The 15,876-nt window shown below is 61.3% G+C and carries 12 protein-coding genes; 1 reads left to right on the top strand and 11 read right to left on the bottom strand.

Features of this window, described 5'->3' with window-relative positions; all coding sequences use genetic code 11:
- Positions 1-81 precede the first annotated feature (81 nt).
- From Q1A44_RS20260 to Q1A44_RS20240, 5 genes are all read right to left on the bottom strand, one after another.
- Positions 82-1,554, bottom strand: a complete 1,473-nt coding sequence (locus Q1A44_RS20260; protein WP_299628911.1) for an ABC transporter substrate-binding protein — start codon at positions 1,552-1,554, stop codon at positions 82-84.
- Positions 1,555-1,698: 144 nt separating this feature from the next.
- Complete coding sequence (locus Q1A44_RS20255) at positions 1,699-2,970, bottom strand: acetylornithine deacetylase/succinyl-diaminopimelate desuccinylase family protein (RefSeq protein WP_299628909.1); 1,272 nt, start codon at positions 2,968-2,970, stop codon at positions 1,699-1,701.
- Positions 2,971-3,064: 94 nt separating this feature from the next.
- The gene (locus Q1A44_RS20250; protein WP_299628907.1) at positions 3,065-3,940 is read right to left on the bottom strand and encodes an MBL fold metallo-hydrolase; all 876 of its coding nucleotides are present in this window, start codon (positions 3,938-3,940) and stop codon (positions 3,065-3,067) included.
- Positions 3,937-4,344: a rhodanese-like domain-containing protein gene (locus Q1A44_RS20245; RefSeq protein ID WP_299628905.1), complete on the bottom strand. Its 408-nt coding sequence runs from the start codon at positions 4,342-4,344 to the stop codon at positions 3,937-3,939. The genes Q1A44_RS20250 and Q1A44_RS20245 overlap by 4 nt, the downstream gene beginning before the upstream one ends.
- Before the next feature lie 70 nt (positions 4,345-4,414).
- The gene (locus Q1A44_RS20240; RefSeq protein ID WP_299628903.1) at positions 4,415-5,074 is read right to left on the bottom strand and encodes a hypothetical protein; all 660 of its coding nucleotides are present in this window, start codon (positions 5,072-5,074) and stop codon (positions 4,415-4,417) included.
- A gap of 139 nt (positions 5,075-5,213) precedes the next feature.
- Between Q1A44_RS20240 and Q1A44_RS20235 the strand changes: the two genes are divergently transcribed.
- The gene (locus Q1A44_RS20235) at positions 5,214-6,125 is read left to right on the top strand and encodes a hypothetical protein (protein ID WP_299628901.1); all 912 of its coding nucleotides are present in this window, start codon (positions 5,214-5,216) and stop codon (positions 6,123-6,125) included.
- Positions 6,126-6,131: 6 nt separating this feature from the next.
- Here Q1A44_RS20235 and Q1A44_RS20230 read toward each other — a convergent pair whose 3' ends face one another.
- From Q1A44_RS20230 to Q1A44_RS20205, 6 genes are all read right to left on the bottom strand, one after another.
- The gene (locus Q1A44_RS20230; RefSeq protein WP_299628899.1) at positions 6,132-7,334 is read right to left on the bottom strand and encodes an ABC transporter permease; all 1,203 of its coding nucleotides are present in this window, start codon (positions 7,332-7,334) and stop codon (positions 6,132-6,134) included.
- Positions 7,331-8,062 (bottom strand): ATP-binding cassette domain-containing protein, encoded by a 732-nt coding sequence (locus tag Q1A44_RS20225; RefSeq protein WP_299628897.1) that lies wholly within the window; start codon positions 8,060-8,062, stop codon positions 7,331-7,333. Before Q1A44_RS20225 ends, Q1A44_RS20230 begins: the two co-directional genes overlap by 4 nt.
- A 3-nt stretch (positions 8,063-8,065) precedes the next feature.
- Positions 8,066-9,991, bottom strand: coding sequence for a vWA domain-containing protein (locus Q1A44_RS20220; protein WP_299628895.1), 1,926 nt, complete (start codon positions 9,989-9,991; stop codon positions 8,066-8,068).
- Between the two features lie 18 nt (positions 9,992-10,009).
- A complete protein-coding gene (locus tag Q1A44_RS20215) occupies positions 10,010-11,062 on the bottom strand; it encodes a hypothetical protein (RefSeq protein WP_299628893.1) in 1,053 nt (350 codons plus the stop codon).
- A gap of 6 nt (positions 11,063-11,068) precedes the next feature.
- The gene (locus Q1A44_RS20210) at positions 11,069-13,765 is read right to left on the bottom strand and encodes a virulence factor SrfC family protein (protein WP_299628889.1); all 2,697 of its coding nucleotides are present in this window, start codon (positions 13,763-13,765) and stop codon (positions 11,069-11,071) included.
- A gap of 16 nt (positions 13,766-13,781) precedes the next feature.
- Positions 13,782-15,876, bottom strand: a 2,095-nt coding sequence (locus Q1A44_RS20205) for a virulence factor SrfB (RefSeq protein ID WP_299628886.1), incomplete at its 5' end; no start/stop codon positions are given.

Here is a 15,876-nt window from a genome sequence, read left to right as displayed (position 1 = left end):
GTGCGGGTGGTTTGCCGCCCGTCTTTGAGTATTTTTGAAGAAGAGAAAAGGCGGACGGAGTGCGCCCGCCTTTGTCTGTTTTCACTCTGCCCAGCTGACGCCTGTGAGGTCGGTGGCCTGGGTCGGCGCGTTGGTCCAGAGCCCTTGAACGCCTGCCTTGGCGACCGAAAGCTGTGCCAGTTGGAAGAGGTAGCCGTTGACCGCGTCGCCCGCGATGATCTCTTGCGCCTGAGCCATGAGTGCTGTCCGCGCATCGGGGTCGGTGGTGGCGTTCAGTGTAGCCATCAGCGTTTGGAAATCGGCATTGTCATATTGGAAGTAGTAGTCGGGGTTGGCGTATATCCCGATATCCATCGGCTCGGTGTGGCTGACGATCGTCAGGCCGAAATCCTTGCCACGAAATACGGTTTCCAGCCATTGGGCCCATTCCACGTTGATGATTTCCGCCGTGATACCCACCTCTGCCAGTTGGGCGGCGATGATCTCGCCGCCGCGACGGGCGTAAGAGGGGGGCGGCAGGTGCAGCGTCGTTTCGAACCCGTCAGGAAGGCCCGCCTCGGCCAGCAGCGCGCGCGCCTTGGCCGGGTCAAAGGCAGAACTGCCGGTGAAGTCAACATAGGCCGGGTTGTGCGGGGCGAAATGCGTGCCGATCGGCGTGCCATAGCCGAACATGGCCCCATCGATGATCGCCTGGCGGTCGATGGCGTGGGCCAGGGCCTGACGCACGCGCAGGTCGTCAAAGGGGGCCTGCTTGTTGTTTGTGGACAGGATCGTTTCGCCCTCGGTGGAGCCGACAAGGACCTGGAAACGGGGATCGGCTTCGAACTGGGGCAGGTTTTCAGGAGCGGGGAAGCCGCTGAATACATCCACATCCTCGGCCATCACGGCGGCAAAGGCGGCGGTGGGGTCAGAGATGAACTTGAACGTGGCCTTGTCGAGGGCGGGGGCGTTGCCCCAATAGCCGTCATAGCTGCTCATCTCGATCCGGTCGCCCTGGTTCCAGAGGTCAAATTTGAAAGGGCCGGTGCCGATGGGGGTCTGTTTGATGTCCTCGATGCTTTCGGGGGCCACGATCACGGCGTCACCCCAGGCGAGGTTAAAGAGCATGTTGCCGTTGGGCTCGGACAGGGTGATCGTGACGGTCTGAGGGTCGTTCACTGTGACACCGCTGATGGCGGCATAGAGCGCCTTTTGGGCGTTGGCGCTGTCCTCGGCGAGGATGCGGTCGAGGCTGAACTTCACGTCATCGGCGTCCATCGTGGTGCCGTCATGAAATGTGACGCCGCTGCGCAAGGTGAACGTATAGGTCAGACCATCGTCAGAGATTTCCCAGCTTTCAGCGAGACCGGGCACGATGGCGCCGTCACCGGTGAACCGGGTCAGCCCCTCGAACACGTTTGAATAGAGCACGGAATCAATGGCACCGGCGGCCGCAGAGGTCGGATCAAGGTGCGGCGGCTCCAGCTGCAACGCGACGGTGATGTCGGTCTTGGCCCAGAGGGTGGTGGCGCTGAGGGCCAGCACAGCGGCAGTCGTGGTCAGGTGTTTGAGCATCGTGATCTCTCCATCGGTGCAATTTGGGCACTAACTTTCACTTAAAAGGGGCGCTCTGCAAGGGCGGTCTGTGCCATCGGCGGTGCTTGTCCTTTGGTCATGTGCGGCGCGGTGGTCCGTTTTCCGTGTCGGAAAACGCCCCCCTCAGGGCCGGGTGAGCAGGGTTTGCAGGGCGTGACCCATGACTTTGGCGCTGTCGAGCATATCCGTGATGCCGACCCATTCGTCGGGCTTGTGCGCCAGTTCCAGCTCTCCGGGTCCATAGGCGATGCAGTTGCGCAGCTTGCCGATCCGGTCGATGTGCTTTTGATCATAGGATCCGGGGGAGGCCACATAGGCGGGCTCCACTCCCAGCACGTCTTCGATGGCGGCATGGATCGTTTCGACCACCGGGGCGGATTTGTCGGTCATGGAGGGCAGAACAACATTCAGTTCGCGCATCTCGTAGTCAAACCGGGCGCGCGAAGCTTTGAGCCCTTCAAGCAAGGCCACAACCTCGCCTTTCACGTCGTCCACATTTTCCTCAACCAGAAAACGCCGGTCGATCACGATTCGGCAGCTGTCCGGCACGCAATGGGCGGGCAGGCCGTTGTAGTCGGCGGCCTGTTCGGGTTGGCCGCCATGGACCGAGTTGATGTTCATCGTGGATTGGCGCGCGCCTTCGGGGACCACGGGCATATCAGTAAAGCGGGCGGCCATGGCGGGGAAAAGCTCGGTCTCGAACCGATCCAGCACCGCCCCCATATGGCGTACGGCGCAATCGCCGAGGAAAGGCATGGAGCCGTGGGCGATCTCGCCCTTGGTCTCGATCTCGGCCCACCAGCCGCCACGGTGGCCGAGGCAAATCCGGTCTTTGTTCAGCGGTTCGGGGATAATCACGTGCTGCACGCGAGTAGGCTCAAAGAAACCCTGTTCGGCCAGATAGGCGACACCGCCATAGCCGCCGGATTCCTCGTCTGCCGTGGCGCTGATCTCGACCGCGCCCTGAAAATCGGGGTGCTCTTCGACAAACGCCTCGGCAGCGATGATGGAACTGGCCAACCCGCCCTTCATGTCACAAGCGCCCCGCCCATAGATCTTGTCGCCATCGACATCGCCGCCGAACGGGTCACGGGTCCAGCCGTGGCCGACCTCGACCACGTCGTGGTGGCTGTTGAAATGGACGCAGTCGCCAGTTTTTGGCCCCTCCCGCCGCGCCACGAGGTTCCAGCGCGGGTATTTGTCGCTGTCGCCTGGCGTGCCTTGGGCGCGGATCATTTGCGTCTGAAACCCGTGTGCCTTGAGCCGCGTGTCGAGCAGCGCGCAAATATCGTGATAATACGTGCCGGGCGGGTTCAGCGTCGGGATGCGGATCAGGGCCTGGGTCAGCGCGATCAGGTCGTCGCGCTTGGCGTCAATACGGGTGCTGAGGGTCATGGGCGCGAGTGTTGGCCCAAGTGCCTCGATTGGCAAGGGCATAACAGGTTGGGCGCGACCCTCCGGGTGGCATATTTGGCGGCACAATGAAGGGTCAGAGTTTGCCCAAAGGCACTTTGAGCGCCATGTCGCCTGCGTCGTCGCGGGGGATTTCGCCGGCCCGCATGTTCACTTGCAGGGCGGGGATGATCAGGCTGGGCATGGCCAGTTGTGCGTCGCGTTCGGTCCTGAACTTGATGAAATCGTCACGGGTCTTGCCGCCGCCCACATGGATATTCTTTTCCCGCTCTTCGGCCACGGTGGTTTCCCAGGCGATGGCCCGTCCACCGGGACCGTAGTCGTGGCAGATAAAGAGGCGCATGGCGTCTGGCAGGGCCAGAACCCGCATGATGCTGTCATACAGCTCGCCCGCGTCGCCCCCCGGAAAATCCGCGCGGGCCGAGCCGCCATCGGGCATGAAAAGCGTATCGCCTACAAAGGCCGCGTCCCCCATCACATGTACCATGCAGGCGGGCGTGTGCCCGGGCGTATGCATGGCAAAGCATTGCATCGCGCCGATCTGATAGGTGTCATTGTCCTCAAATAGCGCATCGAATTGCGAGCCGTCCCGCTGAAACTCGGTGCCCTCGTTGAAGACTTTGCCAAAAGTGTCCTGCACTTCGGTGATCTTGGCGCCGATCCCGATTTTGCCGCCTAGCTTGTCCTGAATATAAGGCGCGCCCGACAGGTGATCGGCGTGGACGTGGGTTTCGATGATCCATTCGAGCGTGAGGTTATTTTCGGTGATATGGGCGATGATCGCATCGGCCCCGTCGAAATTGAGCGCGCCGGCGGCGTAGTTGATGTCCATCACCGCGTCGATCACGGCACAGGTCGGGCCATCCGGTTCCTGCACCACATAGGATATCGTGTTGGAGCGGTCATCGAAGAACGGGGTGACGGTGGGGTGTTTGGTCATATCCGGTGTCATGTCTTGCCCTCGCTGTCGGGATGGTCCACCGGGCCGCCCTGTTTCACCCAATCGCCAAACCCATCGCGCAGGTGCGCGGCCTCGAACCCCATGTCCTGGAGGGTGGCCACGGTGATGGCAGACCGCCAGCCCGAGGCACAGTGAAAGAGGTAATTCTTGCCCGGCTGGGCAAAGACTTCCTTGTGATAGGGGCTGTCGGGGTCGACCCAAAATTCGATCATGCCGCGGGGCGCGTGGACTGACCCGGGGATGTACCCGCTGCGCTGGCGTTCGCGCACATCGCGGATGTCCACGATCACAGTGTCGGGGTCATCCACAAGGGCGATGGCGTCCGCGGTCGCGACCTCTTTGATCCGGGCGCGGGCGTTGGCGACAAGTGTTGCAGCAGAGATTTTGAGCGCCATGACAGTCCATCCTGTATTCGGTTGGACAGAGTGTGCCACCACGACCTTAACGGAGCAAGAAAGATTGAGCCTAGCTGGGTGCGCGGGCAAACCCGACCTGGGCCTTGCCGCTTGTTTCCGGCTGGAGCGTGTCGCACGTGGCCCGGCCTTGGGGGGCGGGGACGCATGAAATCTGCCGCTGGTGGATGTACCCACCGTCATCGCAGGCCAGATTGCCCGGCTCGATCAAGCTGAGGCCCTCGCCCTGAAATGCGCCGCGCACCGTACCTTCGCAGAGTGTGCCGTCGTCGGCCCGCATGGTTTGCGTCCCGTTTCCTTCGAGGTCAAAACACATCTGCCAATCTGCGTAGGTGCGGATGGTGCCGGTGTCCACGTCACGGGTGCGGTATGTACTGTCGAGGTCCCAACAGCCATAAAGCATTGCCAGATCGCGGTTGTCCCACCCCTCGGGCGTGAGGGGCGCATTGGGATCAGGGGGTGCCTTGACGCATTGCAGGGCGGCCAACTCGCGCTCAAGCTCGAAGATCCTCCGTTGCAGGTCGGTGTTGCGCAGCGTGGACACCTGAAGTGTTTCGGCTGTGCTGATCGCCTGGGGTGTACGGCAGGACGAGACCCGATCTTGCAAAATTGGCAATGCGCAGGCCTGCAGGATCAAATATGCCGAAATCCCGACCAATCCCATCAGGGCAAGCGCGCCCAGCAAAGTTGGAAAAAGAAAACGAGAAGACATATCAAATAGCGCCGCGACTTAGGGTAATTGCAGTTTGCCGATTATCCATTGGCGGTCAATGCGGTGACGAACAACTCCGGATGATAGTTTTCATCATTTTACAGTCGTGTATTTCCAATTAAGCTTGAAACATCACGAGATGGAGATTTTGACAGTGCCGATTTTCAAATTTGCCTGGGCCATGATTTTGGCTTTTGTGATGCTTGTGGCCGACGCCGCGCCCGGTTTTGCCCAAAAAGATCCGCGCCGGGTGTTGTGGTTCAGTGCCATGCCGGATGTGGGGCGCGAGTTCACAACTGGTCATCGCAAGAAGATGGCCGATTACGTGAACAATTACGCGGGCGGGACGGCCTTCAATGTCACCTACCGGCGCAACACGTCGCGCGGTGGACTGTCCAAAGAGTTATCCGCAGGCCAGTTCGATATCCTGATCCTGGATATGACGGGCAAGGCGAACCCCATGGGCCCGGCTGATGTAGCCTCGCTTCAGCAGTTTTACGGGTCGGGGCGGCGGGCCCTGATGCTGGATGGTTCTTTTGCGATCCGCAATCTGACCCATAATCCCACAACAAAATTTCCCGGCGTCAATGGGTCAAGCGCAGGCCTATTGATGAACCAGATCTATGCCTTGTCCGAACAGGGCGGCGGCATCCTGATTGGAACGGATCATGATATCTGGCAGCCTATGGCCAATGCGGCCCTGCGCGCCCTCGTCCCCAACGCCACGTTTCGGGGCACCACGAACCCTTCTACCAATGGCGACTTTATCGGCACGACCTTGCTTGCGTCCCGGGTCGTCGTGACTGCGCGTGACGTGTTGAAGCATTGGGAATCGGTGCCCAACCAAGGCGAGGCCCCAGTGGGTCAGTTTGCCGATTTCATGGGCCAGCCCATTGTTTTGCATTCGCTGGTCGAGACGGCGGACAAACCGGGCGGCGGACGCAAGCGCCCCTATATTTCAGCGAGCTTTTCACCGGGGGACCAGCGCATTCCCATCGACAGTGCCGATGAGATGTTTGGCGATATGCCCACCCACAAAAGCAGTCCCTGAACCGGGTCAGGTCGCCCCTTCGCGCAGCACATCCGCCGGGTCGACCTGCGCAGCGCTGCGGGCGGCAAAAAAGGACGCGGCGGCCACGAAACCCAAGGTGACGGCGGTGATTGCCAGCCCTTGCAGGACTGTCAGCACCACAAGACCCCCTTCGGCGGTCAGCGCGCTGTTGAACATCTGTTCGGCGATGGCCCCGGCGACGAAGAAAAGCATAAAGCTGACCACCAGCCCGATAACGCCCGACACCAGAGCCTGAAGCACGGGGAAGACCCACAACCGTTCCGGCCCGATCCCCAGCAATGCCAATGCGGCCAGCGTTTGCCGTTTGCGCGCCACCTCGCCCCAGAACCCAAAGAGCAGGGCGGCCGACAACCCGAGGCTGGCCACCCCCGCCGTGAGCAACAGCGCGAGGTTGAGGTTCTGGCCCAGGTTCAGTATGCCGCTGACCTCGCCGGTGCGCGCCTCTGTTTGGACCCCGAACCGGGTTTCCAACCGCGATTGCAGCGCGGCCAAAGTGGTCAGTTCTCGGGCAAAAATGCGCATCCCTTCGAACTCGGGCGACCGGGTGGCGATGTCGCGCCCTTCGGTGATGCCATGATCGGGCAGGGCGTATTCGTCGTAAAACGCCTCGACCAGATCCAGTACCGCGATATCAGCGAGGATCGACCGCCCCGACAGCCGCGCGTCTGGCAGCACCGCAACCACCGTGAGAGGCAGCATCAATTGCCTTGGCCGTTCTGTGGCCTGTGTAAAGATCTGGATGTCGTTGCCTTCGGAAATATCAAGCTGGCGGGCAAGATTGGCGCTGACGACGGCCTCTTGGGGGCCAAGCGCCAGGTCTTTGGGCAGGGTCGGATCGCCCGTGCCTGAGGGCACAAGGATCGCGTCGCGTTTCTTGTTCACCCCCGCCAGCCGCACATTGACAAAATCAAAGACGCTGCGGGTCTTGGCCGTGGCAAACCCGGTTTCGGCCCAACCGCGCACCTCGTCCACATCGGCTTGGGTAAAAGCGCTGTTGCCTGTGGTTTCGATCCGCAATGTACCCGGATCATTGATCAACTCGCCGATCAGGGCATCATAGACGCCGTTCTTGACGCCAAAGACCACCATGAGCGGCACCAGCACGCCTGCCAGGATGGCCACGTTGCAAATCAGGTGAATGCGTTGGCGCCAGAGGTCGCGCATGGCCAGATCAAAGAGAAGGGTCATGGGGCCTCCTGTTCCGCCAGGCGGCTCAGGGCGTCGGGCGCGCCCGGTGCGCTGATCAGGCTGAGTGCGACGCGGCGCAGCGCGAATTGGTTGAGCAATGTCAGGTCGTGGGACGAGATGATCACGCCGCTGCCCCCCGTCACGGCATTGTCGATCAACAGACCCATGGCCGTGGCTGCCACATCGGGGTCAAGGGCGGCGGTGGGTTCGTCCGCAATCACAAAGGCGGGTTTGTGGGCCAGTGCCCGGGCGATGGCCACGCGCTGGCGCTGGCCAATGGACAGTGCCGGGGGATGCAGCCGTTGCACATCGCCCAGGCCCAGTTGGTCAATGAGCGTCGCTTGCCACTCGGGATGGCTACGCCCCGCGATCCGCCCCGACAGGGCGATATTCTCGGCCACATTCAAAAAGGGCAGCAAGCCACCGCTTTGCGGAACAAAACCGAAAAGCTGCGCGCGCACCTCAGCGGGCGAGGTATCGGCGCGTGTCCAGACTTCAGCGAGGTTCATCTCGCCGTCCTCCGAGGTGACCTGAAAGGTGTCCGCCGCACTGGGCCTGCGCAACAGCCCAAGCAATTCCAACAGCAGCGTCTTGCCCGTCCCGCTGGGCCCGGTGAGGCCGATGGCCTCGCCCGAGGCGATGCTCAGCTCCGGCACGTCGAGGGTAAAGCGCCTTTCGCGATCGGCAAGCCAGACCTGGACCTGTTGCAGGGATAGCTGCAGGCCCATGGCTTAGGGCAGCACGTCAAAGGGCATGGCAAACACATATTCGCCGTCGGGTGACCCCTCGTAGAGTTCGGTCCAGACCGAGCTGTCGAACAGCCATTTGCGGTATTGCGTCAGTTTCTGGCGCATCCCGTCGATCAGGCTGCGCCGCATCATTGCGCTTTCGGCCCAGCGTTGTTCTGACATGTCGAGGATCTGACTTTGGTAGGGCAGGCGATCAAGGAACTCCATCGCGCCGCCCAGCGTATCGGCATTGGCGTTGATCAGAAGGTCAGGGTTTTGCGCCATATCCGCGATCAGCCCCCGCACTTGTCCAAAGAAATCAAGCGATTGCTGCGAAGATTGCGCCGTTTCCCCGATGCGGACCAGATTGTCGAGGAACTCGGCCATGCTGGCCATCTCGTTCTTGGTCACCAACAGGCGCGGCTCAATGGCCAGGCGGCTTGGATCCTCGACTGCCTTGTTCGAAAGCCAGCCCTTGATCACATCGGGGGCCTGGGTGCCGCGTTGCGACCCCAGCCAGGCCAGTTGCATGGCCCGGCCCAGTTCGACCAGATCGTCGCCCGCTTCTTCGGGGTTGAGCAGGGTCGCCTCGCCCCGTGCGGTGCGCACATGGTCTGTCAAAGCAGTGACAAGGCGGGTTACAACTCCTTCGAATGCGGGTTCAGAACCACCCTCGATGGGGAAATAGAACTCGCGCCCTGCAAAGCGGGACAATTGCCGATATTTGCCCGCTGCATAGGCATGGTTGCCGGCCCCATTGGGCGTCTTTAGGTGCAGCGTCATCACAACGATGTTGCGCCCCTCGGCGTCTTGCTGAAGCTCAACAGCGCCAATTTCGGAACGGGCGTTGGGGTCGCGCGGATCCTTGGGGCCCGCATCGGTCACCAGGATCACATAGCGGGCGTCGATCTTGTCACCGTCGCCCTGCAATTGATCCCAGTCGATGGTGTCGATGGCATCTTCGACGCCGGCAAGGCTGTCTTCGTTAAAGCCGGGGGAGTTCACGTCGGCCACGTTCACTGCATTGCCAAGTGCGGTGATCACAGGGGTCTGGTCTTGACGTCGTTCCAGCCCGATCAGGGTTTTGGTACGGTATTCCAGGCCGGGGGCCGCATCCACATTGTCGCGAAATCCGATTGCGCCGAAGTTCACCAACTCGCCAATTTCGGTGTTCTGGATCTGACGCACGGTGCCTTGCAACACGCGTTGGGTCAGGGCGATGTAATTTTCCATGGATTGGGTTGTGTCGAGGACCAGCACGATGCCCACGTCAAACGGGTCGGTCTCGTCACTGTCCAGGGTCTGCGCTTGGGCTGCCTGTTTCGGAACTGACGCCACCTGCATCATCAGGATCTCGTCATAGGTGAGCGGATGCAGCCCTTCGGTAAATTCGAGGATCGGCATCAGGTAGAGGTCATCGCGGATGTTCACAAACTCGGCAGGCTCGACAGACACGGTGCCCCGTTCGCCGCCGATCACGCCTGCGCTGGCCTCGGCAACCATGCGTTCCTGCACATCGCGCACCGCCTCGTGATTCATCAGCCATTCCAGGTTGCCTTGGGTGTCAAAAAGCAACTGGCGGCTGCGCCCGGCGGAATTGGTGAAGGCACCCACGATGTTCTGTTTCCACTGCACGGTGCCGGGCTCCTTGACCCACCCTTCGGGCGGGGCATTGGGGCTGGGGCCAACCTCGATCCAGTCATTCTGGCGCGCAAAGACATAAAGTGGTTGGAATGCGGGATACGTTCCGGTGGCGGCGCCGTCGGGGGCGCTGTGCTGTACGGCCCCTGGGCGGGTCAGGACCCGTTCGTAGATGGACGAGGTGTTTTCCAGCAGCAAGGGCCGCCGCTGTTGCGCCACAAGCGCCGTGGCGCAGATGATCAGCATCGTGGTCAGGGCAATCAGGGGCCGGGTCAATGCGAATGTCATGGGGCGCGCTTTCTCAGGTTAGGAGCAGTGTTCGTCGCGGGCACTTTGTGACAGCGTGTCGGATTTCAGCAGCAGCCTGCGGCACACGGCCTGCAAACGGGCAGGCGCATCGGTGGATCCTGCCGCGACGGCGCGCGCATAATAGTCGGCCGCCCGTGCAGGGTTGTCGGAAAAGGTCAGCCCGATGGTCCCTTCGATCGCCTCATCCGTGACGGTGCTGTCATAAAGCACGCCAAAAAGGTCGAGGGCCGCAGGGTCGTTGGCCGCTGTTGCCTGTTCCACAAGGCTGAGCGCGTTATCCGCCGACAAATCGCCGCCACAGCCACGGATTTTATCCGCCAGCGCGCCGAAGCCGTCACCTTGCGCGGCGCTGAGCGTGTCCATGCCGCAGGTGCCCTGGGCCACGACCGGCGCAGGGGCAGGGGGCGTGGGTGCAGGGGCAGGTGTCGCCACCTCTTCCGCGGGTTTGAGCAGGAAAAAGAACAGGGCCACCGCGATAATTGCGAGCAGGACAAGACCGCCAAGGAGTTCGGGCAGGCGCGATTTGCGGCGCGGCTCTTCCTCGTACTCGTCTTCGCCGTCAATGATCTCGTCGAGGTCGTCCTCCGGCATGTCCTCTTCGAGGGTGGTTGCGGACCCTGTGTCCTCTTCCTCCTCTTCGATCGGATCGGGATCGAGTTCCTTGACGACCGTCGGCTTTTTGACGTCAGGGGCCAGGCCGGTGCCGCCGATCTCGCCCACAACCGCCTCGTCTGGGCCCGCGTTGATGTCATCGGGCCAATAGGTGTCCCAGCCCTCGCCGCCCATTTCGATACGGATGGGTGTGTCTTCTTCGATCTGGTTGACGATGTCGGGGCCGAGAATAAGGACAAGTGTGCCGCCCTCTTGCCGCGCACTGCGGGCTGCCAGATCGGCCTTGCCAGGTTGCCAGCCTTCGGGGCCGAGCCACTTTTGCTGATAGCTGTTGTAGATCGAAAGGGTAACCGGATCGCCGCTGGCCTGCGCGCCGTCAATCTTGAGCTCGGCAAAACCACCGCGTGGGCGCTTTGGATCTGGCGTGATAGAGAGCACGTCGTATTACCCCGTTGTTGGCGACAGCTCACCCAGGACGCTACCCAGCCGGATGTTCTGTTCGATGTTAACCGTTCCTGCCTCACCATCCTTGGCGTTCTCGACAAAGAGCGTGTCGAGCGCAAAAACCCAATCCGTCCATGTATCCGCCGCCGCAGGGCGGGGCATTTCGGGCAGGCTTGCCGCACTGTCGGCCCCTTGCCGATGTTCAAACGCAGCGCGGCTTTCGCCATTGCCAAGGTCGATCATCAGTGGGGTCCCGTTAACCATCTCGCGGGCGCCAAGTGTAGTGACAAAATTATTAATCCGCTCCGAACACACGATAGCCGCAGAGGGGGCCTGTTTGTCGACCGTCAGCCCGTAAGAAATGCCGGTGAGCATCTCCATGATGCTTTCGCGCACGTCCACGCGTGTGAACCCATGCACGATCTCGTTGACCAGCGTGCCCCCGGTTTCACCGTTCAGCTGGAAGATCGCCAGGCGATCCTCATCGGCGCGGAATCGTTCAAGCCCTTCAATCCAAACGGAAATAGCGGTATCAGCCTGAAAAGCCTCAGGCGTCATGGTGCGGATCGACTTTGCCGCAGGGCTTTGCACTTCGGCCTCTTGCTTGGGCTCGGGTGCTGCTGCCGCAGCGGCAGTTGGCCGTGCGGGCCTGCCCGGGCGCAAGGGCGCGCCGGGGCGTGCCGGGCCCGGCGTTGTGGCCGCCGCAGATGGCTTTGGCACCTCCTTGGCGACGGCATTTGTAATTCTGACTGACGAGGGCACCCGCGAAATCCGGTCCTGAATGGCGTCCTGATCCACCGACAGTGCATTCATGAACGCACCAAAGCGGTGATGGGACAGGGTCACTTCCAGCCCGTCGATGATTTCACCCGCAGCCAGGCGCTTTTCCTCGATCCGCTTTTCCACATCGTCCGAGACATAGAACTGCCCCATCTCCTGGTGGAGCTTGTGGGCAACCGCCTCGATCTGGGTGCTGATCTGGCGCAGCTTGCTTTCGGGTTTGCAGACTTTGGTGAGCTCTTCGATCAGATAGCTCACACCGCCATCATTCAGGCCAAGGGCCGCCTCCCAGGCGCGCTCCGGGTCTTTAAAATGGCGTTGCACCGGTTCGGCGGTCAGACAGCTTTCCTTCAGCTCGGCCACGCGCTGCACCTTGTCGGGCAACACCTCGGTTTCACGCTCGTTCTCGTATTTGATCAGTGCCTCGATCGGGTAATAGGGGTTGCGCAACCAATAGCAGTTTTTGAACGGCTCACTGCCTGCCCATTTGTGCACCCAGGATGTCGCGACTTTGCCAAAGCCCTTGATCAGGGACGCGTCCATGCGCCGTTCAAACCGTTCGGTGTCGACGCCGCCGGTCTGGCCAGCGCTGTCGATCAGGTGTTTGTCGAATTTCGTCATGACAAAGAACAGGATGCAGTCGTTCTTGGCCCGCTCTTCAGGGGTGGAGCCGTGAGTCAGGTCGATCCACTGTTCCACCAACCCAGGCAGGCTGAGCGTTTCCATGTTGCTGTCCGGCACACAAAGCAGCATGGACGTGATTTCCTGGTTCGACACGTAGCGGTCAAAGAGATAGGCCACCTTGCCGCGCAAAAGCATGTTGGTCACGGCCTCTTCGGGGTTGCGCAGCGTGACGCTGAGCGGGGCCTCGAACCGGTTGCGCGCACCGGGGAAATCCAACAGGTCGGTTTCATGGAAAAAGTCCGAGGGCGCTTCCTCCATCGGGAACACAAGTTCGGCTGCCAGCGCGGTCACCACGGCGCGGTTCAGCTGCCCCTTTTGGCCCGCTGCCGTCTGAAGCTGCAGCATATCCTCGTTCTCGGGCCCAAAAAGGCCGTCGAGCGTGTTCACGTCGATGATCGAGGTTTCGCGCGGTTGCAAGCTGTCGAGAGCGGTATAGATCACCTCGGCATGAGATATGGAAGCCAGCGCTTTGGACAGTTTAATGTAGAGGTCGGTGAGCGGCTCGTAGCCGCCCCAAAGGATCGACAGGAACTGGCCACGATCCTCTGGCGTCATGCGCGGGGCAAGTTCGGCCGCCTCGTCCCAGAAGCCCGCAAGGTTGAAGGCATAAGATGACTTGGTCACCCATTTCTGGACGTAATCGGCAATCTCAAAGACCTCTTCATAGTCCAGCCCCCCGGTTTCGGTTGCCTGTGCCTTGCCCGAATGCGCCGCGAAATGGGCGGTCAGTGTTTCAGGCGAGGGGGGTTCTTCGGACAGGTCGCCATCTTCGTAAAAGCTGTTGATCAGGGTCCGCGCGATATCGGCCTCTGTCAGAAGGTTCAACTGGATGGGAAAGCCCTCGGGCGTCTTGTTCCGGCTCATCGTGAACCGGGTCACGAGACCGGTGGATTCGCCGTCGCCTGCCGGGTTGACCTGGCTGATGTAATCCAGCTTGCCACCGGGGCCGTTGAAATCGGCCACAAGACGTCCCTCGCTGGGACGCGCCAACACCGACACGAGGAAAGACTTGCCCGCCTGCGAAGGACCGAAGACGCTGATGCTCATCTTGGTCTTTGCCGCGCGGCCCAAGCGCTCTGCGCGTCGCGCGCTTTTGCGCAGCATTTTGGGCAGGTGACCTGCACGCCCCGACACGGTCTGTTCATTCTCCGGGTCGTTGATCCAATCCAAAGCGGCCCGCGACAGGCGTGCCACGTCGCTGCAGCGACCCGATAATGTGTCTTCCTGGCTCATTTACATCCCCACGTCATCAGATCTGAAACACCCCGGTGTCGATCCAGTATTCATCCTCAAAGCCAAGCGTGTGCAGCTTGAGCACAACATCGCTTGATTTCATGGCCCCGCCTTCGCCGTCCTCGACCTGGTCGATCTCAAAGGCCTCGCGCATGGATTCGCGGCGCAGCTTGTCTTCGCTGGTCTCACCGTCGCTGTCGTCGAAATCGGTCTTGCGCAGTTCGACCTTGATCGGCAGCGGACGCGAACGATTGCCGCTGTCGGCAAAATCCAGACGGAACAGCGGCGTGGTTGTCCAGCGTTCCAGCGGCAATTGCCGCGATCCGATATAGACCGGCGAATAAAGGTTCACGAGGGCCGTATCATTGCCAGTGTTGCCCGCATCCAGATCAACGTCAGAGAACAGAATCCGTTCGTCCGGGATTTGACCGTTTATGTCCATTTCGCCCACAAACCGCGCCGTTGACCGCATTTGGAAGGCGCCGGTTGTTACCTTGAAATTCGGGATACGGTTTTCCGAAAGGGCAATCAGCATACCGCCAACCGCCACCGTGGATTTCGGATCGCCGATTTTTTGCGTCACCGGATCGCGGAATGGATACCAGCGCCCCGTTTTGTAGTTGTGCATTGAGATCAGGCGATGCGGCGGCACCACGAGCATTTCCTCGACGATCGAGCGGATCGCCGGCAGGCGCGAGGGCCGCCCCGTCAGCAAGACAACATCAACACCCAGATGGTCGATGACCTCGGACATGTTGCCCAGCACCCGTTGGAACACTTCGCGGCTGATCGCATCCACATCCTCGCGCGAGGCGGCCAGCACCAGATCGGTCATCTGCCAGTTTTCAGCACCGAGCGCACGCGCCGCATCTTCCACATAGGACAGGATTTCGGCCCCGATTTGCGGTGCGGTTTCATCCGCCGTGGGCGTGGTCGCCTCTTCGCCATCCTCGGATGGCTCAACCGGCTCGGGCAGACCCAGAATACGCGCCACCGGCAGCTCAAACCGGTCAAATTCCTCAGAGGTTTCGCAATGGGCCAGCGTCGCTTCGGCTAGGGGCATCAGGACGCGCAACGAGAATTGCCGACGCCGTTGCACCGCCTGCTGATCCTGTCCGCCGATATCGCCGCCAAAAAGCTCGCGCAGCTTTTCACCAACATAAACACCGCCTGCCGCCTCGATGGATTCCTGAATGCGGGGGATCACGATGGCGCTGACCACCCGCTGCATCAGGTCGTCACCTGCCACGCGGAACCCTTCGCGGAAGGTCTGTTCGGGGTGCAGGACCCGGTTGGCCTCACTGCGATAGGTGGTGATCATGAGGTCGGTTGTGCCGCCCCCCACGTCGATGCTCGCCAGCCGCAGCGACGGTTCATCCGCGCCCGATGGGCCAGGCCGCGGCCGCCCCTTGAGGGTCAGGAATGTGTCGATGCGCCCGTCAAATTTCTGGGTCAGCTCGCTGTAGAGATAGACCAGCTGAGTGCACGATGCCTCGTCCCAGTCGACCATCACATCGGGCTTGATCGAGTAGGGTTTTTGCGCCTTTTCCAGCCCCAACTGTTCCCAGATCAGGCCAAGCGCGCCTTGGGTGCGCGACCGGATGATCGCCTGTTCCTTGATCGGGGTCGCCGTGGGCAGGCTGAGAATGATGCGGTTGAGCCGCCGAGGCAGGTCGGATTGCGCGCGCCGCGAGCGGGATTCGGGGTCATTGATCTGAATAAGGGCGTGGGCGATAATCTCGCCCATCATGAACCCGAACATGGACGACCGCGAGAACCGGGGCCGGATGGCTGGCGTACTCGGCGTCTCACCGCGTTTGCGCAGGCGCTGCTCTTCCTCGTACCGGACCTGTTTCATCACATCGCCGGCCTCGTTGAGGTGGCGCATGGCCGAGCGCACGGGCTTGGGCAGGTTGTTGGGGTCCATATGGTTGTGGAAACGCCAATCCTGTTGCACCGCAACGCTGTCCCAAAGATAGCGTTTGGGCGAGGACAGGCCCGACACGGTTTCTGTCCCTTCTTCCCCTTGCACAAGGCGCACGGCCTCGGGGCCGATGCGCACGAAACTGGGCCACATGAACGCGTTGCGCCGACCCGACCGGCTGGCATAG

Origin of the sequence: uncultured Tateyamaria sp. (genome assembly GCF_947503705.1) — a bacterium.
GTDB lineage: Bacteria > Pseudomonadota > Alphaproteobacteria > Rhodobacterales > Rhodobacteraceae > Tateyamaria.
The sequence above is the reverse complement of the archived record's forward strand: the minus strand, read 5'-3'. Positions and strand labels throughout refer to the sequence as shown.